15 protein-coding genes are annotated in these 18,936 nt (G+C 67.6%); 2 read left to right on the top strand and 13 right to left on the bottom strand.

The genetic code is table 11. From position 1 onward, the window contains the following. Nucleotides 1-50: 50 nt before the first annotated feature. The 6 genes from CQ039_RS05975 to CQ039_RS05950 all read right to left on the bottom strand — a co-directional run bounded on the left by CQ039_RS05975 (nt 51) and on the right by CQ039_RS05950 (nt 7,858). Nucleotides 51-1,496: an ABC transporter permease gene (locus tag CQ039_RS05975; protein WP_105562877.1), complete on the bottom strand. Its 1,446-nt coding sequence runs from the start codon at nt 1,494-1,496 to the stop codon at nt 51-53. Next, nucleotides 1,493-2,461 carry an ABC transporter ATP-binding protein gene (locus CQ039_RS05970; RefSeq protein WP_105562878.1) on the bottom strand — a complete coding sequence of 323 codons (969 nt, stop codon included), beginning with the start codon at nt 2,459-2,461 and terminating at the stop codon, nt 1,493-1,495. Before CQ039_RS05970 ends, CQ039_RS05975 begins: the two co-directional genes overlap by 4 nt. Nucleotides 2,462-2,562: 101 nt before the next feature. Further along, on the bottom strand, nt 2,563-3,189 hold the full coding sequence (locus CQ039_RS05965; RefSeq protein WP_105562879.1) for a M23 family metallopeptidase: 627 nt from the start codon (nt 3,187-3,189) through the stop codon (nt 2,563-2,565). 251 nt (nt 3,190-3,440) lie between these two features. Further along, nucleotides 3,441-5,258, bottom strand: a complete 1,818-nt coding sequence (locus CQ039_RS05960; RefSeq protein ID WP_105562880.1) for an autotransporter domain-containing protein — start codon at nt 5,256-5,258, stop codon at nt 3,441-3,443. Between the two features lie 98 nt (nt 5,259-5,356). Continuing rightward, nucleotides 5,357-7,246 carry a phosphoglycerate dehydrogenase gene (gene serA / locus CQ039_RS05955; RefSeq protein WP_105562881.1) on the bottom strand — a complete coding sequence of 630 codons (1,890 nt, stop codon included), beginning with the start codon at nt 7,244-7,246 and terminating at the stop codon, nt 5,357-5,359. Nucleotides 7,247-7,330: 84 nt separating this feature from the next. Beyond that, nucleotides 7,331-7,858: a hypothetical protein gene (locus CQ039_RS05950; RefSeq protein WP_105562882.1), complete on the bottom strand. Its 528-nt coding sequence runs from the start codon at nt 7,856-7,858 to the stop codon at nt 7,331-7,333. A gap of 185 nt (nt 7,859-8,043) precedes the next feature. Here CQ039_RS05950 and CQ039_RS05945 point away from each other — a divergent pair, with 185 nt between their 5' ends. Next, on the top strand, nt 8,044-8,979 hold the full coding sequence (locus tag CQ039_RS05945; RefSeq protein ID WP_369831547.1) for an Hsp33 family molecular chaperone: 936 nt from the start codon (nt 8,044-8,046) through the stop codon (nt 8,977-8,979). Nucleotides 8,980-9,001: 22 nt separating this feature from the next. On the opposite strand, the gene CQ039_RS05940 is transcribed toward CQ039_RS05945, so the two are convergent. The 7 genes from CQ039_RS05940 to CQ039_RS05910 all read right to left on the bottom strand — a co-directional run bounded on the left by CQ039_RS05940 (nt 9,002) and on the right by CQ039_RS05910 (nt 16,494). Next, on the bottom strand, nt 9,002-9,721 hold the full coding sequence (locus CQ039_RS05940; protein ID WP_105562884.1) for a CPBP family intramembrane glutamic endopeptidase: 720 nt from the start codon (nt 9,719-9,721) through the stop codon (nt 9,002-9,004). Between the two features lie 97 nt (nt 9,722-9,818). Continuing rightward, nucleotides 9,819-10,508: a phosphate regulon transcriptional regulator PhoB gene (phoB, locus tag CQ039_RS05935; RefSeq protein WP_105562885.1), complete on the bottom strand. Its 690-nt coding sequence runs from the start codon at nt 10,506-10,508 to the stop codon at nt 9,819-9,821. Between the two features lie 43 nt (nt 10,509-10,551). Further along, on the bottom strand, nt 10,552-11,316 hold the full coding sequence (gene phoU, locus CQ039_RS05930; protein ID WP_105562886.1) for a phosphate signaling complex protein PhoU: 765 nt from the start codon (nt 11,314-11,316) through the stop codon (nt 10,552-10,554). Between the two features lie 10 nt (nt 11,317-11,326). Further along, the gene (gene pstB, locus CQ039_RS05925; RefSeq protein ID WP_105562887.1) at nt 11,327-12,196 is read right to left on the bottom strand and encodes a phosphate ABC transporter ATP-binding protein PstB; all 870 of its coding nucleotides are present in this window, start codon (nt 12,194-12,196) and stop codon (nt 11,327-11,329) included. Between the two features lie 4 nt (nt 12,197-12,200). Beyond that, complete coding sequence (gene pstA, locus CQ039_RS05920; protein ID WP_105562888.1) at nt 12,201-13,511, bottom strand: phosphate ABC transporter permease PstA; 1,311 nt, start codon at nt 13,509-13,511, stop codon at nt 12,201-12,203. Next, nucleotides 13,504-14,934: a phosphate ABC transporter permease subunit PstC gene (pstC, locus tag CQ039_RS05915; RefSeq protein ID WP_105562889.1), complete on the bottom strand. Its 1,431-nt coding sequence runs from the start codon at nt 14,932-14,934 to the stop codon at nt 13,504-13,506. Before pstC ends, pstA begins: the two co-directional genes overlap by 8 nt. A gap of 135 nt (nt 14,935-15,069) precedes the next feature. Then, nucleotides 15,070-16,494, bottom strand: coding sequence for a cell wall metabolism sensor histidine kinase WalK (locus CQ039_RS05910; RefSeq protein ID WP_105562890.1), 1,425 nt, complete (start codon nt 16,492-16,494; stop codon nt 15,070-15,072). A gap of 143 nt (nt 16,495-16,637) precedes the next feature. On the opposite strand from CQ039_RS05910, the gene CQ039_RS05905 reads away from it, so the two are divergent. Next, nucleotides 16,638-18,926, top strand: a complete 2,289-nt coding sequence (locus tag CQ039_RS05905) for an ATP-binding protein (RefSeq protein WP_105562891.1) — start codon at nt 16,638-16,640, stop codon at nt 18,924-18,926. Nucleotides 18,927-18,936: the final 10 nt, after the last annotated feature.

Below are 18,936 nucleotides of genomic sequence, written 5' to 3'. Positions count from 1 at the left end.
TTTCCGAAACGAGCGGCGGCGCGGGAGGTTTCACGGCCGCCCCGCCCGCCTCAGCGCCCTCCGCGGACGGCGCCGAGGAAGCTCTTCCAGTTCAGCTTGACGTCCGACAGGGCGCCCGCGCGGAAGGCCCGGCCCGCGACCCAGATCATCAGGGCGGCGAAGGCGAACATGCCGATCAGGGAGCCCACGATCTCGATCATCGGCGGGCCGCTGGGGGCGCGCGCGGCCATGACAAAGGGGGTGAAGGGCGGGATCAGGCTCATCACCTTGACCACCGTGGCGTCCGGCGTGCGAATGGCCATCTGCATGACCAGCAGCGGCACGACCAGAACCATCATGATCGGCCCCATCAGGGTCTGGGCGTCGCGCGGCGTGTCGCAGAAGGCGCCGATCGCCGCGAACAGGACCGCATACATCAGATAGCCGCCGACCATGAACAGCAGGAAGTAGATCAGCAGGCCGTCGCTCAGCAGCACCGAGCCGATGTCGCGCGCCACGTCGGGCGCAGCGGCGATCAGGCCGATCCCGCCCAGACCGCCCCAGGCGACCAGAACGGTCAGGGTCAGCAGGGCCACCCCCAGCACCTTGCCCGTCAGGATCTCGGTCGCCGAGGCGGAGGACAGCAGGACCTCGAGAATCTTGTTCGACTTCTCCTCCATGACGCTGTTCAGCAGGATCGAGGCGCCGGTGATGATCAGCGACCACAGGATGAAGCCGACCGCCAGGCCGACGATCACCGGCAGCTTGTCGCGGAACGAGACCTCGCCGCCCGACGCCGCCTTGGGCGAGAAGACCGACAGGTCAGGGCGGAAACGATCCGTCTGGGCCACCACGGTCGGATCGATGCCGCTGGCCGCGAAGACCTGGCGACGGTTGGCGTCCTTCAGGGCGTCGCGAACGGCGTCCTCGACGGCGTCGTCGGTGGCGCGGGCGGTCCAGACGCGAGCGCCGGGCTGACCATTCGCCTCGGTCAGGAAGGCAATGCCGCTCAGCTTCTGACCGTCCGGCGCATCGTCGGTCAGGTAGCGGCGGGCCAAGGCGTCGCGGGCCTCGCCCGGCGCCGCGGCGGTGATCTCGGCCGGGGCTGCGACCAGGGTCAGACTGCGCTTGGGCGTCTCGAACTTGGCGCCCGCGCGCGGCGCTTCGCGCTTCAGCGCCGCGACGCCGGCCTCATAGCCCTCGGTCTCGGCGACCTGTCGCACCCGATCTCCGCCGGCCACGCCCGCCTCGGGGATGGCGGCCATGCGCAGGGCGCTGATGTCGCCGCGCGCCTGCTCGCTTTCGAGCGACTGTCGCACGGCGGCGGCCAGGCCGGAACCGGCCGGCGTCTCGTCAACCAGGGCCACCGCACGCGTCGGCTCGGCATGGCTCATCATGATGGGAATGGCCCCGCCCAAGGCCCCGAACAGGGGGAAGGCCAGCAGCGACAACCAAAAGCCGACGGTCTTGGCATAGGCCATGAACTCGCGGCGCGCGATCAGAAGGGTGCGGTTCATCGGGCGGCCTCCGCCTTGAGGGCATCGCGGGAGACGCTCTGGTCCTCGTCCGGGTGATCACCGGTCAGGGCGATGAAGGCGTCATGCAGCGTCGGTTCCTTGATCTGGAACCGACGCACGTCCAGCCCGGTCAGGAAGGCCGACTTCAACGCCTCCTGCCCGCCCGCGCCCTGGCCCAGCCCGGCGCGCAGCGTGCGGGCGCCGTCATGATCGTTCAGCACCTCGACGCCCGACACGCCCGGCAGGGCCGCGACGGCGGCGGGGTCCAGCGTCCCCTCCAGTTCAAGGAAGCGCGGCGAGGTCGCGCGCGCCTGATCCACCGTGCCCTCGAAGGCCTTCTTGCCGCGCGCCAGCAGCACGACCTTGTCGCACAGTCGCTCGGCGTGCTGCATGACGTGGGTCGAGAACAGGACGGTGGCGCCGTCGGCGGCCAGGGCGCGGATCATGGCCTCCAGCCCCTGCTGGTTCATCGGATCGAGGCCGGAGAAGGGCTCGTCCAGGATCACAAACTCAGGGCGGTGCACCACCGAAGCGATCAACTGAACCTTCTGCGCCATTCCCTTGGACAGGTCCTTCATCTTCTTCTTTTGCGCGTCGCCCAGACCCATCTGTTCCAGCATGTCGCGGGCGCGCTTGCGCCCCTCGGACGCAGGCAGCCCCTTCAGCCCGCCGAAGAAGGCGATGGCGTCGACCGGGGTCATCTTCTTGTAGAGACCGCGCTCCTCGGGCAGGAAACCGATGCGGTCGCGCACCTTGCGGCCGTCGTCGGCGCCCAGGATGTCGATCCGACCCGTGGTGGCGGGCTGCAGCCCCAGGATCATGCGCAGGGTCGAGGTCTTGCCCGCGCCATTGGGGCCGAGAAAGCCGCAGATCGTGCCCTTCTCGACCTCGAAGCTCAGATCCGAAACGGCCTGAAAGCCGCCGTATCTCTTGCTGATCCCATCAAGCGTAAGCGCCGCCGCCATGCCGTTCCCCCTCGCAACCGTCGAACAGGAATCCTAACGGTGAGACGCGCCATATGGAAAGGGCATTTTACATTACGGATCGGTCATGATCCGAACGCCGCCTATGTCGGGACGCTAACCTTCACGTCGAAGGCCTGACCGACGACCTTGGTCGGGTTCACCTGGCCGCCGTTGCGACGGACCTCGAAATGCAGGTGCGGACCGGTGGAATAGCCGGTCGAGCCGACCAGACCGATGCGCTCGCCCGAGGCGACCTCCTGGCCCGTATGGACGTCGATGCGGCTGAGGTGGCCATAGACGCTGCTGAGGCCGTTGGGGTGCTTGACCTCGATGAAGTTGCCGTAGCCGCCCGCCTGGAAGCCAGCACGCACCACGCGGCCCTCGGCGGTCGTATAGACGCTGGTGCCCTTGGGCGCGGCGATGTCCACGCCCTTGTGAGCGCGGGCCTTGGCCTCGATGGCCAGCTTGCGCAGGCCAAAGGCGGAGTTGATGCGATAGCCCTTCACCGGGGCCTCGAACAGGACCTTGCGGGTGACCGGCCCGGCCGGCTTGGCTACAGCCTGAACCGGCGGAGCGGCGGGGGCGGACAGGTCCTCGACCTTGTCCGGGACGGGGCCGGCGGCGCCCAAGGGGGCGCCAGCCATGGCGAGGACGGCGGTGACGGCGACGACGCTGGTCTGACCGAAACGGATCGCAAACGGCCTCACGGCCGGGGGAAGAAAACGCATACTGAAACTGCACTCCAGGCGCTCGAACTGCGAGCGGGAGGGCCGTCATGGTCACGCGAAACAAGCTGCGCAGGTGGCGGAAAAGCAGTCGCCGACGGCCGGGGTTGGTCGTCTTTTGCCATCACACCGGGACGCGAATGGGGCACGCGCGGGGCGACAAGGCGTCGCATCGGGGGAACCCGAGCGCCCTGCCCAAACGAAAGGGCCGCGCGACCTGCGCCGCGCGGCCCCTCCCCTGTCTGGCCGGCGCCCTAAAGCGGCAGGGTCAGTTGCACCCCGCCCATGTGGCTGTCGGCCTGATCACCGAAGCGGCCCTTGTAGCCGACGGACACTTTGAGGCGGTCCATGATCGTGCCCTCGATGCCTGCCGAGGCCAGGAACTGACCGCCCCAGGGCTGATCTACCTCACGCGCCAGGATCTGAGCCGGGTTGCCGGCGATACCGGTGCGGACCGCGTCGCTGTCATCGCTGAGGCTGTCGCGATAGCCGCCCTCGGCGTAGAAGTGGAAGCGGTCGATCCCGCCCTCGGCCCGCAGGGCGATCTCGGCGGTCGTGCCTTGGACCGAGCGGTCCTGATAGGCGTACTGGGCCGCCACACCCTGCTCGGTGAAGCCGTCCACGTCGCTGTTGATCCAGGCCACGGCGGCGCGCGGCGACAGGGCGATGCCGCCCATGTCGAACCACATCCCGCCTTGCAGACGCGCGCCGGTCGAGACGCCGCGGGTCGAGCCCGTGTGGACGATGGGCGCCAGAGAGGTCAGGCGGCTGATGTCGTTGAAGTCGTCCTGGGCCACGCCCGCCGCTGCGTTGACGAACAGATCGCCCGAGCGCCAGCCGCCGTAGAGGTCGAGGCCGAACGTATCCAGATCGACATTGAGGCTGCCCGCGTCGACGTCGGCGTTGCGATAGCTGCCGGCCAGGCCGAACTTCATCGTCTCAGTGCCCGACTCCAGCGCGATCCGCACGCCATAACCGTCCGAAGTGACCTCGCCGATGACGCCGCGCGCGTCGGTCTTGGTGCGATCCGCCAAAGCGGAGACCGAGATGGACGTCCCCGCCGTCCAGGCGTCACGGCCCGACAGGCTGGCGGTCGATCCATCCAGCGCATCCTCGCGGTGCCGCCAGGCGGTCTCGCCCAGCACGGCGGTCTGGCTGCCCAGGTCGCCGTAGTAGAGGTAGTCGTTGGCCAGACGCGCAATCAGGCGGTGGCCCGCCGCCGTCGGGTGGACGCCGTCCCAGTAGAGATAGCTGTCGGGGCTGGAGCAAACGGTCACGCCATTGAAGCAGGCGTCCTTGGCGTTGGTCAGACCGAACTGGCCCGGGTTGCCCGTCAGGGTATCGCTGATCTTGTAGAGGTCCATCAGGATGATGTTGCTGTTCGGCTGGGCCGCCGCCACGGTCATCAGCCCCGCCTGCAAGGCGCTGTTGAACGTCGTCCCTGCATAGTCCGCCAGCGGCTGGGCCGGCAGGGCCGGGCCCTGATTGAACTGCGGCGTCGTCCCCAGACGCGGCAGGTTGGTCACCAGAATGGTGCCCGCTCCAGCGGAGGCCACGCTGTTGACGATGAAGTTGATGTCAGTCGCCGCCGCCTGAGACACCGCGGAGATGGCGCCTTGCGGATTGGCCGATGCGCCCGCCGCCGGGATGCCCTGGAAGATGTTGTTGGCGCCGCCCAGGATGCTGACCAGATCGCCCGCCCCGAACTTTCCGCCCGCGCCCATATAGGCCAGCAGTTGATTGCGCATGCCGGGCGGCGAGGCCGAACTGTCGGTCCGGGCGCCGCCGAAGGCGTAGTTAACACTGCCCGTAACCGGCGCGCCGGCGGCATAGCGCCCGACATTGAAGCCCAGCAGTTCTGTGAAGACCGGCCCGTTAGAGAATCGTCCCTGATAATAGGGCGGCGAGGTCGGGGTCGCTCCGCCCGTCGCGGCATAGAGGTTGCCGTTGTCGGACAGGCTGTCGCCGAACACGACCAGTCGATTGTAGCTCTGGGCCCCGGCCGCGCTTGCGGTGGAGACGGCGGCCAGAGTCAGCGCGGCCAAGGCCGCTCCGCGAAGAAGTCGAGACATCGGTGTTCCTCCCTCGACCGTCAGTGTGCGGTCGTTATTGGGGAGGATGCGCTGCTTTGCCGCCAACGCAAGATGCCCCAAGGGAAGCTGAACACTGATCAGTGAAGCATTCTGAACCGCACTGTGCCCGGCAGGTCACGCAGGACCTTCAGCACCTCGGGATCATAGTCGCGATCGACGTCGGTGATGACGTAGCCGGTCCGCTCGTCCGTCTTCAGGTGCTGGCCCAGGATGTTGAGGCCTGCCGACGACAGGGCGCGGTTCAACTCGGCCAGGACGCCGGGCTGGTTGCGGTGGATGTGCAACAGGCGGTGGGCGCGCGACACCTCGGCCAGTTGCACGTTCGGCAGGTTGACGCAGAAGGTGGTGTCGCCCCGGTTCAGATAACCCAGCAGGCGCTCGGCGGCGAACTCGGCGATGGCTTCCTGGGCTTCTTCGGTCGAGCCGCCGATGTGCGGCGACAGGATGACGTTCTTCAAACCCTGCAGAGGGCTGGCGAAGGGGTCGGCGTTGGTGCGCGGCTCCTCGGGGAAGACGTCCACTGCGGCGCCGGCGATGCGGCCCGATTTCACCGCCTCGGCCAGGGCGTCGACATCGACGACATGACCGCGCGACAGGTTCAGGAACAGGGCGCCCGGCTTCATCTTCGCGAACTGGGCCGCGCCGATGACGTCGGCGTTGTCCTTGCGTCCGTCGACGTGCAGGCTGACCACGTCGGCCTCGGCCAGCAGGGCGTCCAGCGAGCGCATCCGCCGAGCGTTGCCCAGGGCCAGACGTTCCGACAGGTCGTGGAAGATGACGCGCATCCCCAGCCCCTCGGCCAGAACCGACAACTGCGAGCCGATGGCGCCATAGCCGACGATGCCCAGGGTCTTGCCACGCAGCTCGCGCGAGCCGGTGGCCGACTTGTTCCACTGGCCCTGGTGCATGGCCGCCGACTTGTCGGCCACATCACGCATCAGGACGATGGTCAGGCCGATGGCCAGTTCCACCACCGAACGGGTGTTGGAATAGGGGGCGTTGAACACGGCCACCCCATGTTCGGCGGCGGCCTCCAGATCAATCTGGTTGGTGCCGATGCAGAAGGCGGCGACGGCCAGCAGACGGTCGGCCTGTTCCAGCACGCGGGCGCTGACATTGGTCTTGGAGCGGATGCCCAGGACGTGCACGCCCTTGATCGCCTCGATCAGGTCGTCCTCGTCCAGCGCGCCCTTCATCGTCTCGACGGAATAGCCCGCCTCCTCCAGCCGCTCGACGGCGGCGGGGTGGATGTTTTCCAGCAGCAGCATGCGGACGCGGTTGCGCGGATAGGACCAGCGACCCGACACGCCCTCGGCGAACAGGACCTCGTCCAGCGAGGCTGCGGTGGCGTCGGCGACAGCGACCACCTTGGACCGGCTGACCACCTCGGTGAAGGCGTAGAAGCGGTCGGCGGCGCCGGCCAGCTTGACCTCGGCGTCGGTCCAGCCGTCGCCGACCATGACCACAGGTCCAGTCAGGTTGAGAGCCTTGATGACCTCGGGCTTGCCGTTGTCCCGCGACAGGGGGTTGGCGTCGTCCACGCCCGTCACCCGGCCCTCGGCGTCATAGATCAGGTCGTTGCACAGCACATGCTCGGCGGCGATGCCCAGACGTGCGGCCAGCGGCGCGATCACCTCGCGGAAGCCCCCCGACAGGATGTAAACTCGCTCGGCGTGGCGCTCGAAGAAGTCGACGTTGCGGCGAATAGAGGCGCTGGCCTCGTCCAGGACCCGGTCGGCCAGGGCCTCGACGTGACCGCGGTTCAGTCCCAGAAGCGCCAGACGGCGACGCAGGGCCGTGCCGAAGTCCACCTCACCCGACATGGCCTGATCGGTCAGGGCCGCGATCTCGGCCTTTTTCGCCGCCGCATCGGGGGCGTCGGACAGGGCGATGTCAGCGAGCGCCTCAAGCGTCTCGATGCGCACCAGGGTGGAATCGAAGTCGAAGATGAAGACGGGCGAAGTCATGCGCCGCACCTACCCCACCTTCGCAACTGCAGCAATAAAAAGGGGGACCAAAGCCCCCCTTTCCGCACGATTTTTCCAAAAGCGTCACAGTTTCCCGAAACCGCCCTTGCGCCGGCTTTCCAGCGCAGCGGCCCCGATGGCGGCCGCGATGGTGGCCACGGCCAGCAGGGCGCCGCCCTCCTTGGCGTGATCGCGAGCGAAGTCGCCGGCGTCCTCGGCATAGCGACGCGCCTGCTTGGCGTATCGCCTCATCGGCTTGCGCGCCTTGCTGCGCGAGCCCGCGAGCCAGTGCTCGGCCCGCGTCCTCGCGTCATGGCCGAAGCGCCCCGCCCGCTCGCCGGCGTAGTCTCCCAGATCGGCAGCGCGGTGGGTCAGGTCCTCAGCGCCGTGACGGACGCCGCGCGCGATGTCGTCGAAGCGATGGCGCAGCGCCTCGGCGTCGAACCAGCCGCGCGGATCGACGCGTTCGCGCAGCCGCTCATAACGTGTCGGGCCCGACCGCTGGTTCAGCAGCAGGGCGGCGATCCCCACCCCCGCCAGCACAGCGACCACGCCCGCCGTGATTCCGGGGTGTTTGCGGACCTCGTCCACGGCGTTGAACTGTCGAACCATGGGCACTCAAACCTCTTATTGTCGAAAACGGTCGTCAGGACAGGAGCGAACCGGGTCGAAAGAGGTTCCGCTGTAAACGGCCAAGCTGCAAGAGGACGCCCCTTCCCCGCCGCCCCTTACCAAGCGGGGATCGCCTCCCTATGTTGCGCCGCTTCCGACAGTTTCGCCTATTCAGGATTTTCGCCGTGACCGATCACGCGCCCGCCGCACAGCCCATCGAGGCTCCGACCGACAACCTCGCCGCCGCCTTCCAGATCGACGGCTGGCCCGTGCGCGGCCGCCTGGTGCGACTGGGCGAGGCCGTGGACAAGATCCTGTCGGCCCATGACTATCCCGAGCCGGTCGCCGCCCTGCTGGGCGAGGCATGCGTCCTGGCCGCCATCGTCGGGTCGGCGCTGAAGTTCGAGGGCCGCCTCATCGTTCAGGCCCAGGGCGACGGCCCGGTGCGCTATGTCGTGGCCGACTACGACACAGACGGGAGCCTGCGCGGATTCTGCCGCTTCGATCCCGAGGAAGTCGCCAAGGCGTCAGAGGGCTTCGTGCGCCCCGGCGCCCAGACCCTGCTGGGCAAGGGCGTCTTCATCATGACCCTGGACCGGGGCGAGGACTTCGAGCGCACCCAGGGCATCACCCCGATCGAGGGCGAAAGCCTGTCGTTGTGCGCCGAGCACTACTTCACCCAGTCCGAGCAGGTGCCGACCAAGGTGCGGCTGGCCGTGGGTCAGGTGACGACCGAAGCCGGCACGGCCTGGCGCGCGGGCGGGGCCATGATCCAGGTCATCGCCGGCGACGACGCGCGCGGCTCGACCGAGGAGGTCTGGGAGCGGACCCGCGCCCTGTTCTTCACCCTGGGCGACGACGAACTGATCGACCCGACGATCAGCGCCGAGACCCTGCTGTTCCGCCTGTTCCACGAAGACGGCGTGCGCCTGGAAGGCGCCAAGGCCCTGACCGCCGTCTGCCGCTGCTCCAAGGAGCGTCTGGTCGCGGTGATGCAGTCCTTCCCGCCGGAAGACCGCGCCGCCATGGTCGAGGACGACGGCATGATCCACGCAACGTGCGAATACTGCTCGACCGTCTACAAGATCGCCCCTGAGGAGATCGAGCAGTCCGCCGCCTAGACTCGCTCCACATGGTTAGCCGCTAGATCAGCATGAAGATCGCATTGCCATAGTTGTGCAGGAGGATCGGCAGCAGGACGCTGCCGGTCTTCTCGCGCAGCCAGACGAGCAGCAGGGCTGATACCCCCGTCGTCGCCATCAGCAGCGGCTCGAAGGTATAGCCGCCGTCGGCATAGCCCAGGGCGTGGGTCAGGCCGAAGGCCAGAGACGACAGCACCGCCCCCCAGCCCATCCATACCCCCAGGATGCGCACCGGCCTGCCAAAGGCTTCGTTCAACATCAGCAGCAGCACGCCGCGATAGAAGAGCTCCTCATCCAGCCCCGGCATGGTCAGTTGGAAAGCCAGACTGTCGAGATCGAAGCCCTGGCCAGGGAAATAGAGAGCCAGCCCGAAGAACAGGGCGACCAGCAGGCCCGACAGGACCAGGGCGCCGGGCAGGCCCCGACGATCCTGTTTCAGCGTCAGGCCCGCCCGCTTCCAACCGATGAAGGGCAGACTGGCCACGGCAAGGGACAGCAGGACGGCCAGCGCCTTACCCTCCCAGTTCCAGTTCGACGAACCGAACGACAGGGGCAGATGGCCGTAGCCGCGCGTCAGCACGACGTCATAGACCGCCATCAGCAGCAGGGCGGCGATCAACCAGCCCCACCGCACGCGCCCCTTCATCAGGACCGCCGCCAGCAACCCGCCCAGGGCGACGGCGCCGACCCATCCCAACATGGCTATGATCGCATCCGGCATTCCGCCTCTCCCCGTGACCTGTCGTCATGAGGCCGGCGGTCACGCCTGCGGATGCGGATGACCGAAATTTAACGCGCCGGCCGAAGCCGGCGACGTTCTAGCTGTTCAGGTCCAGCGAATAGCCGGCCGAGCGCACGGTGCGGATCGGGTTGACCGTGCCCTCGACGTTCAGGGCCTTGCGCAGACGGCCGACGTGGACGTCGACGGTGCGGGCCTCGACATAGACGTCCGAGCCCCAGACGGCGTCCAGCAGCTGTTCGCGGCTGAAGACCCGGCCCGGATGCTTCATCAGGTGGTCCAGCAGGCGGAACTCGGTCGGGCCCAGGTGAACCTCCTTGCCCGCACGGCGGACGCGGTGGGCGACGCGATCGATGACGATGTCGGCGTGGTTGATCCGGTCGTCGGCCAGACCCGGACGGATGCGGCGCAGCACCGCGCGGATGCGCGCGGTCAGCTCCGTCATCGAGAAGGGCTTGGTCATATAGTCGTCGGCGCCGGTGTCCAGGCCGCGCACGCGGTCGGTTTCTTCGCCGCGCGCAGTCAGCATGATGATCGGCAGGTTGCGCGTCTCGGCCCGGCCGCGCAGGCGGCGGCAGACCTCGATGCCCGACAGCTTGGGCAGCATCCAGTCCAGCAGCACCAGGTCCGGCAGGCGCTCGTCGACCTGCAGCAGGCCTTCCTCCCCGTCCGCCGCCACGGTCACGTCATAGCCTTCCTTCTCCAGATTGTACTGAAGCAGGGTGGCCAGGGCGTCCTCGTCTTCCATCACCAGAATATAGGGTTGCACGTCAGGCTCTCCGGTCGGTCGAAGTCGTCAGCAGTAAGGGAAGTCAGTCAGCCGTCGGGTCGGACGGAGCTGAGGACGGTGATGGGGTCGAGACATGGGGCGTGGGCGTCTGTTCCTCGCCCGGACCGGGCACGGCCTTGGGCCGCTCGCCCAGCATTTCCTCGCCGGTGATCTCATAGTGGACGGTCTCGGCGATATTGGTCGCGTGGTCGCCGATCCGCTCGAGGTTCTTGGCCATGAACAGCAGATGGGTGCAGGCCGTGATCGTGCGCGGGTCGCCCATCATGTAGGTCAGCAACTCGCGGAACAGGGCGTTGTAGTGCTCGTCCACCTCGTCGTCGGTGCTCCACACCGACAGGGCGCGTTCCAGCTCCGAGGCCGTATAGGCGTCCAGAACGTCGCGCAGGCGGGTCGAGACCAGACGGCCCATCCGCTCGATCGACCGGGTCAGGGGCTGCATCGGCTCGCCCTCGGCCAGGATCAGCGCCCGCTTGGCGATGTTCTTGGCCAGGTCGCCGGTCCGTTCCAGGTCCGAGGCCAGCTTCATGGCCCCCAGGGTGCGGCGCAGGTCCGAGGCCACCGGCTGACGCAGGGCGATCAGACGGATGGACTTCTTCTCGATGTCGCGGTGCAGGGCGTCCAGACGGTTGTCGCGTTCGACCACCGCCTTGGCCAGAGCCACGTCGCGCCGGGCGACGGATTCGATGGCGTCCGCCACCTGGGCCTCGGCCAGACCGCCCATGCGGACGACTTCCGCCGTCAGTTGGTTCAGTTCGTCGCCGTAAGCCTTGACCGTATGCTGGTTCATGCTCGCGCCCTTAGCCGAAGCGGCCGGTGATGTAGTCGAGCGTGCGGCGCTCGCGCGGATTGGTGAAGATCTCTTCGGTGTCGCCGGTCTCGACCAGCTTGCCCATGTGGAAGAAGGCCGTGCGCTGCGACACACGGGCCGCCTGGGCCATGGAGTGAGTGACGATGACGATGCAGTAGCGCTCGCGCAGTTCGTCGATCAGTTCCTCGATCTTGGCCGTGGCGATCGGGTCCAGCGCCGAGCAGGGCTCGTCCATCAGGATGACTTCGGGCTCGACCGCGATGGCGCGGGCGATGACCAGACGCTGCTGCTGGCCGCCCGAAAGGCCGGTGCCGGGCGAATGCAGGCGGTCGGCGACCTCGTCCCACAGGCCGGCGCGCTTCAGCGCCTTCTGCACGATCTCGTCCAGTTCGCCCTTGGACGAGGCCAGGCCGTGAATCTTCGGCCCATAGGCGACGTTCTCATATATCGTCTTGGGGAAGGGGTTGGGCTTCTGGAACACCATGCCGACCTGGGCGCGCAGCAGCACGGGGTCGATCTTGCGGTCGTTGATGTCGCCGCCGTCCATCTGGATTTCGCCGGTGACGCGGCAGCCCGGAATGGTGTCGTTCATGCGGTTCATGGTCCGCAGGAAGGTCGACTTGCCGCAGCCCGACGGGCCGATCAGGGCCGTGACGGTCTTGTCCGGGATGTCCAGCGAGACGCCGAACAGGGCCTGTTTCTCGCCATAGAAGACGGAAACGTCGCGCGCGGCGATCTTGATCGGACCCAGCGGGGCCGAGGCGTGGGCGCCCACGGCCGGGGCGGTCGTCAGGGTCGCGGCCCCGGCGGAACCGCCGTCGGCCAGCCCCTCGGGGGCGCGGAAGATTTTGGACATCATAAGACTACCACCGACGTTCGAAGCGCCGACGCAGCAGGATCGCGGCGGCGTTCATGACGATCATGAAAGCGAGGAGCACAAGGATGGCGGCGGCGGTCCGCTCGTGGAACGCGCGCTCCGAGGCGTTCTCCCAGATGTAGATCAGCGAAGGCAGGGCGCCGACCGGCTCGTCGATGGCGTGGGGCACGCCGGGGACGAAGCTGATCATGCCGATCAGCAGCAGGGGCGCAGTCTCGCCCAGGGCGTGGGCCATGGCGATGATCGAACCGGTCATGACGCCCGGCATGGCCAGGGGCAAGACATGGCCGAACACCGTCTGGGTGCGGCTGGCGCCCATGGCCAGGGCCGCTTCGCGGATGGAGGGCGGCACGGCCTTGAGCGCAGAGCGCGTGGCGATGATCACCGTCGGCAGGGCCATCAGGGCCAGGACCAGGCCGCCGACCAGCGGACTGGCGCGCGGCAGGTGCATGAAGTTGATGAACAGGGCCAGACCCAGCAGGCCGTAGACGATCGACGGCACGGCGGCGAGGTTGTTGATGTTGACCTCGATGATCGCCGTGATGCGGTTGCGCGGCGAATACTCCTCAAGCCAGACAGCGGCGCCGACGCCGACCGGAATGGCGATCAGGGCCGTGACCAGCAGCATCAGGGCCGAACCGACCACGGCGCCCAACAGGCCCGCCAGTTCCGGCTGGGTCGAGTCGCCCTTGGTGAACAGGGCGCTGTTGAAGTGGGCGCGGACGGAACCCGAGGCCTTCATCCGGTCCAGCCAGGCCATCTGCTCATTGCTGATGCGGCGCTGATCCTCGGGCGTGGCCTTGGAAATCTCGCCCTTCAGATAGAGGTCGGCATTGTCAGACAAAGGCGCCGTGACCGGCACCGTCTGGCCCAGCAGGCTGGGCTGGCGCGCGATCATGCCCGCCGCCTGGAACTTCAACTCCGAGGAGAACAGGGCCTTCATGGCCGCGGCCTTGGAGCCCTGGGCGTCGTCCTGGATGCCCAGGCGACGCAGTTGTTGCTCGGCGACGATCTGCTCGAAGTTCGCGCCCTGCGGATAGGAGCGGTCGATGCGCGACGCGTCCATATGGACCGGCAGGGTGACGCTGTGGCTGTAGAAGGCGGTGCGGCCCTGCATGATGATGCTGCCCAGCAGGATCACCAGGAAGACCAGGGCGAAGCCGATGGCCGCGCGGCCGTACCACTTGAAGCGCGTCTCGCGGGCGTAGCGACCGCGCAGACGGGCCTGCAGGCGCTGGGTGCGCGGGCTGACGGCGTTTGAGGTCTGCCCCACCGGGTTTTGGGCGGCGTCAGTCATACTGTTCCCGATAGGCTTGCACGATGCGCATGGCGACGATGTTGAGCAGCAGGGTGACCACGAACAGGGTCAGGCCCAGGCCAAAAGCGGCCAGGGTTTTCGGGCTGTTGAACTCCTGGTCCCCGGTCAGCAGGGTGACGATCTGCACCGTGACGGTCGTGACCGTGTCCAGCGGGTTCAGCGTCAGCTTGGCGGCCAGACCCGCGGCCATGGTCACGATCATGGTCTCACCGATGGCGCGAGACACGGCCAGCAGGAAGGCCCCGGCGATGCCCGGCAGGGCGGCGGGCAACAGCACTTTCTTGACCGTCTCGGACTTGGTCGCGCCCATGGCGTAGGAGCCGTCGCGCAGCGACTGCGGCACGGCGTTCATGATGTCGTCGGACAGGGAGCTGACGAAGGGGATCAGCATGATGCCCATGACCGCGCCGGCCACCAGGGCCATCTGGTTCTGCACCAGCAGCAGGTATTGGCCCATGCCGTCCAGCGGACCGCCGACCAGCCAGCCGCCGATCGTATTGAAGAAGACGCGGAAGGCCGGGCCCACCGTCAGGGCGGCGAAGAAGCCGTAAACCACGGTCGGCACGCCCGCCAGGACCTCAAGCAGAGGCTTGACCACGGCGCGGGTGCGACGACCGGCGTATTCCGACAGATAGATGGCCGAGAACAGGCCGATCGGGCCCGCCACCAGCATGGCGATCATCATGATCAGGAAGGTGCCGGCGAACAGGGGCACGGCCCCGAAGGCGCCCGAGGAGCCGATCTGGTCGGCACGGATCGCCATCTGCGGGCTCCACTTGGTCCCGAACAGGAACTCGGTGACCGGCACGGAGGCGAAGAAGCGCAGGCTGTCCCACACCAGCGAGAAGATGATGCCCACGGTCGTCAGCACGGCCACCGCCGAACAGGCGAACAGCAGGATGCTGATCCAGCCTTCCACCCGATTGCGCGCGCGCAGGTCGGGGCGGATGCGGACGAAGACGAAGACCCCGCCCAGGACGGCCGCGATCAGGGCCGCGACGCCGCCGCCCCAGTTCAGGGCCGACGAAATGCGGTGGGCGCGGCGGCCCTCGGCCGGCAGTTCCTCGGCATAGGGGGCAGGCCAGATCTGCTGGGCTTCAAGCCCGGCGCCGATGCGGCGCGCGTCCGAGAAGAAGGCCTCGCGACGGAAGGGCTCCAGTTGGGTGATGCTGTCAGGCGCGCCGGCAGCCAGCATCTGGCGCTCCAGCGGGGCCGAAAAGATCGAGGCGGCGATCAACACGACCAGAGCCGGCATGCCGACCCAGATCAGGGCGTAGAGGCCGTGTTGGCCCGGTCGCGAATGGGCTCTAACGCCCGCGCTGCGGCGCGTCGCCAGCCGGCGACCGCCCAGATAGGCCAGCCCCGAGAAGGCGATCAGCAGTAACAGGAAAATCCAGATCATCCGGGTCCGTGCACGCGTGAATCATTAACGTGCCGGGTCCGGCGCGTTTCGGCCGGGAAACTGCCTGTGATTGGCGAGCGGAATAAGACGGCTGCGTGACAGTTCTGTTACGGCGCCCGTCCCCTGTGTCGCAGCCTATGTCGCAGGGCTGCTCGCAGGCTCTGTCTCCCGCCCGGGAGCCAGGGGGAAGGCCGCGGCGAAGATGGCGCCCTGGCCCAGGGCGCTGTCCACGCTCAGCCCGCCCCGGTGGCGGATGATGATATGGCGCACGATGGCCAGGCCCAGGCCGGTGCCCTGACGTTCCCCGCTTTTCTGGCCTTCGACACGATAGAATCGTTCGGTCAGACGCGGCAGGTGCTCGCGCGCCATGCCCGGCCCGTGATCGCGCACGGTGACGACAGCGTATTTCAGCCCTGCCTCGCGGTCCGGCGTTTCCAGCGACAGTCGCGTGCCTTCCGGCATCCGAGCGGCCATGGCCTCGTCCAGAGTGCGATCCCGGTCGATAGACAGCTCGACCACGCCGCCGTTGCCGGAATATTTCAGGGCGTTGTCGATCAGGTTCTGGATGACCTGAACAATCTCGTCGCGATCGCCCGCCACTGTGGCGCCCCCCTGCCCCAGGTCGGCCTTGATGGTCACGCCGCGCTCCTTCGAGAGCACGCTGACGGCGTCAACCACATCCGAGGCCGCCCGCGCCAGATCGACCCGGCCCAGCGGCGCGATGTGTTCGTTCAGTTCGATACGGCTCAGCGACAGCAGGTCGGCGACCAGGCGACCCATGCGATCGGCCTGGATGGCCATGATGTCGAGGAACTTGTCGCGCGCCTTGGGATCGTCCTTGGCGTGGCCCTTCAGCGTCTCGATGAAGCCCGACAGCGAGGCCAGGGGCGTGCGCAGTTCGTGGCTGGCGTTGGCCAGGAAATCGACGCGCATCATCTCCATGCGGCGCGCATCCGTTTCATCGCGCAGCGCCAGAAGAGCCAGGGCGCCGGCGCCCCACAGATGGGCGTCCCGTTCAGGCAGAGGCCGGACAAAGGCGCGCCAATGCCGTTCCTGGGCCCCGCCGCCGACATAGTCGACCGTGCTGCTGAAATCCCCGAACAGGGCCTCGTCCACCGCCTCCAGCACCTTGGGATCGCGGATCACCGAAACCAGCAGGCCGCCACCGGTTCCATTCAATCGAAACAGCTCGCGCGCGGCGGCGTTGGCCAGGGCGATGCGGCGCCCGGCGATGTCGTCGGCCTCGCCGCCGCTGATGATCAGGATCGGATCGGCCAGAGCCTCGAACACGTCACCCAGCAGAGCGCCGTCGGGGGCCAGATCGACCGGCCCGCTGCCGTCCAGATCACTGATGCTGACCAGCGGCTGCGGCCGCCGATTGACCAACCAGGTGGCCGTCGCCACCGCGACAGCGCCCACAGCCAGCCATCCCGCCAGCTCAGGCTTCATCACCGCCAAAGCCGCCATCACCAGGATAGCCACGCCCCCGCTGGCGCCGGCGGTCCAAAGCCGAGAAGACAGGGTGGGGGCGACCAGCGAAGGTGAATGCTCGTAAGGCATGAAAATCGACGTTATCTCATTATTTAGCGACCCCCCGTATGATGGTCTTGAAAGAACGACCGGTCGGGCGGGGATTCTTGCGCATAGCGTAGTTTGTTCACCGATTTGCGGCAGTGTTTTCGACAGGTTGGAGGCCTCGCGACGTGAACACGATCCTGAACTGTCTGGTTCAGCAACATGATTGGCGGATTTTGCCGTTCGCAGGGCTGGTTTCCGTATTCAGCCTGCTGGTCGCCCTCTCCCTGTTCGACCGCGCTCGTAACGTCGCCCGACGCTCACGACGCGCCTATCTGATCGCTGTGCCGCTCGTTGCTGGCCTGGGTGTCTGGAGCACCCACTTCATCGGCATGAAGGCCTACGACATCGGGGTGCCCGTTCGCTATGACATCAGCGACACCAGCCTATCCCTGGCCGTCGTCGTCGTCGCCTTCTACATCGCCATGCACCTGGCCCTGGCCGATGTCGGACGCATCAGCCGCCTCGTCGCGGCGCTGACCTGCGGCCTCGGCGTCGCCGCCATGCATTTCATCGGCATGGCTGGATTGCGCTTCTCGGGCGCAACCCTGTCATGGAACGTGCCGCTGGTCGTGGTCGCGGTCGTAGGAGGAATGCTGCTGGTTTGCAGTGTGACCCTGCTGCCCTGGCGCACCGGCGTAAAGCGCATCATCGCCGCGACGGCCCTGGCCGGGCAAGGCATCTGCTGGCTGCATTTCGTCGCCATGAGCGCCGTGATCATCACCCCCACGCCTGGCGTGATTCTGCCAACCGCCGCGGCGGCCGAGACCACCTTGAACCTGTGGATCGGGGCCAGCGTCGGCGTTCTGGCGGTCATAGCCGCCTTCCTGACCGGCATGGTCTGGTGGTCGCGCCATAGCGCCCTGGGCCAACTGCGCGAGGCCATCGAGGCCATGCCCGACGGCCTGGGCTTCTATGACGCCGACGACCGACTGGCCATCTGGAATCAGCGCTATGCCGAGGTCAATCCCGAGGTGGCCGCAGCCCTCAAGGTGGGCGTCACCTTCCGTGAAATCCTCGAAACAGGCCTGAGGGCGGACATCTACCCCTGCGCCAAGGGCCGAGAACAGGCCTGGATCGCCGAGCGCATGGCCAACCGCCGGCGCCCCCAGGGCGCGATGGAGCAGAATGTCGGCGGGCGCTGGCTGCGCGTGCAGGATCGCCGAACGGCTGAAAAAGGCACCGTCACCGTCTGTTCCGACATCACCGACCTGAAGCGCGACGCCCAGGCCCTGGCCGAAGCGCGCGACGCCGCCGACGCCGCCAACCGCGCCAAGAGCCAGTTCCTGGCCAATATGAGCCATGAGATTCGCACCCCCCTGAACGGCGTCATCGGCGTAGCTCAGGCCCTGGCCCGCACCGACCTGGATGAACAACAGCGCGAAATGCTGGAGTTGATCCATTCGTCCAGCCGCACCCTGCAAACTCTGCTCAGCGATATTCTTGACTTGGCCCGCGTGGAGTCAGGCCGGCTGGAACTGGGTGACGACGCCTTCGATCTGGCCCGCACCACCGAGGAGGCGGCCCAGCTCTACGCCGCCGCCGCCCGCGACAAGGGACTGCAGTTCGTGGTCGAAGTGGCGCCTGAGGCCCGCATCTGGGTCCGCGGCGACGCCGTGCGATTGAAACAGATCCTGACCAATCTGGTGTCCAATGCCGTCAAGTTCACCGCCGCCGGTTTTGTCAGCCTGACCGTCGACGCCGGGCCGCAGGGCCTGCGCTTCGTGGTGCAGGACACCGGGATCGGCTTTGACGCCGAGACGCGCGACCGCCTGTTCAGCCGCTTCGAGCAGGCCGATGGCGACATCACACGGCGCTTCGGCGGTTCGGGTCTGGGCCTGGCGATCAGCCGTGAGCTGGCGGCCATGATGAACGGCGACCTGGGCTGCGAGAGCGAGCCAGGCGGCGGGGCGGCCTTCATTCTGACCCTGCCGCTGCGTGTCGCCGAAGCCCCCGCTGTTGCGGTCCCGACGGTCGTCGCGACAACCGACGCCCTGTCCGACAAGAGCGCGCGCCGACTGCGCATCCTCATCGCCGACGACCATCCCACCAACCGGCGCGTGGTGGAACTGATCCTGGATCAGGCGGCGGTCGATCTGGTCTCGGTCGAGGACGGCGCCCAGGCGGTGGAGGCCTGTCGCGCCGCCGCCTTCGACCTGGTGTTGATGGACATGCAGATGCCGGTCATGGACGGCCTGACCGCCACCCGCGAGATTCGCCTTCACGAGGTGGCCATGGGCATGCCGCGCACCCCCGTCGTCATGCTGACCGCCAATGCCCTTCCCGAGCATATCGCAGCGGGACTGGACGCCGGCGCCGACCGGCACCTGGCCAAGCCGTTCAGCATCGAGGCCTTGCTGGCCATGGTGTCAGAGCTGACGGCAGACACGCCTCAGGCCGCCAGCGTGGCGGCCTGAGGGTCTTCAC

This window comes from Brevundimonas sp. MYb52 (genome assembly GCF_002979535.1).
Lineage (GTDB): Bacteria > Pseudomonadota > Alphaproteobacteria > Caulobacterales > Caulobacteraceae > Brevundimonas.
The sequence above is the reverse complement of the archived record's forward strand: the minus strand, read 5'-3'. Positions and strand labels throughout refer to the sequence as shown.

Excerpts from the sequence above, each read along its gene's own strand:
- CQ039_RS05975 (WP_105562877.1), bottom strand. The coding sequence starts at position 1,496 with ATGAACCGCACCCTTCTGATCGCGCGCCGCGAGTTCATGGCCTATGCC.
- pstA (WP_105562888.1), bottom strand. The coding sequence starts at position 13,511 with ATGACTGACGCCGCCCAAAACCCGGTGGGGCAGACCTCAAACGCCGTC.
- serA (WP_105562881.1), bottom strand. The coding sequence starts at position 7,246 with ATGACTTCGCCCGTCTTCATCTTCGACTTCGATTCCACCCTGGTGCGC.
- pstB (WP_105562887.1), bottom strand. The coding sequence starts at position 12,196 with ATGATGTCCAAAATCTTCCGCGCCCCCGAGGGGCTGGCCGACGGCGGT.
- pstC (WP_105562889.1), bottom strand. The coding sequence starts at position 14,934 with ATGATCTGGATTTTCCTGTTACTGCTGATCGCCTTCTCGGGGCTGGCC.
- CQ039_RS05950 (WP_105562882.1), bottom strand. The coding sequence starts at position 7,858 with ATGGTTCGACAGTTCAACGCCGTGGACGAGGTCCGCAAACACCCCGGA.
- CQ039_RS05960 (WP_105562880.1), bottom strand. The coding sequence starts at position 5,258 with ATGTCTCGACTTCTTCGCGGAGCGGCCTTGGCCGCGCTGACTCTGGCC.
- phoU (WP_105562886.1), bottom strand. The coding sequence starts at position 11,316 with ATGAACCAGCATACGGTCAAGGCTTACGGCGACGAACTGAACCAACTG.
- CQ039_RS05940 (WP_105562884.1), bottom strand. The coding sequence starts at position 9,721 with ATGCCGGATGCGATCATAGCCATGTTGGGATGGGTCGGCGCCGTCGCC.
- CQ039_RS05910 (WP_105562890.1), bottom strand. The coding sequence starts at position 16,494 with ATGCCTTACGAGCATTCACCTTCGCTGGTCGCCCCCACCCTGTCTTCT.
- CQ039_RS05970 (WP_105562878.1), bottom strand. The coding sequence starts at position 2,461 with ATGGCGGCGGCGCTTACGCTTGATGGGATCAGCAAGAGATACGGCGGC.
- CQ039_RS05965 (WP_105562879.1), bottom strand. The coding sequence starts at position 3,189 with ATGCGTTTTCTTCCCCCGGCCGTGAGGCCGTTTGCGATCCGTTTCGGT.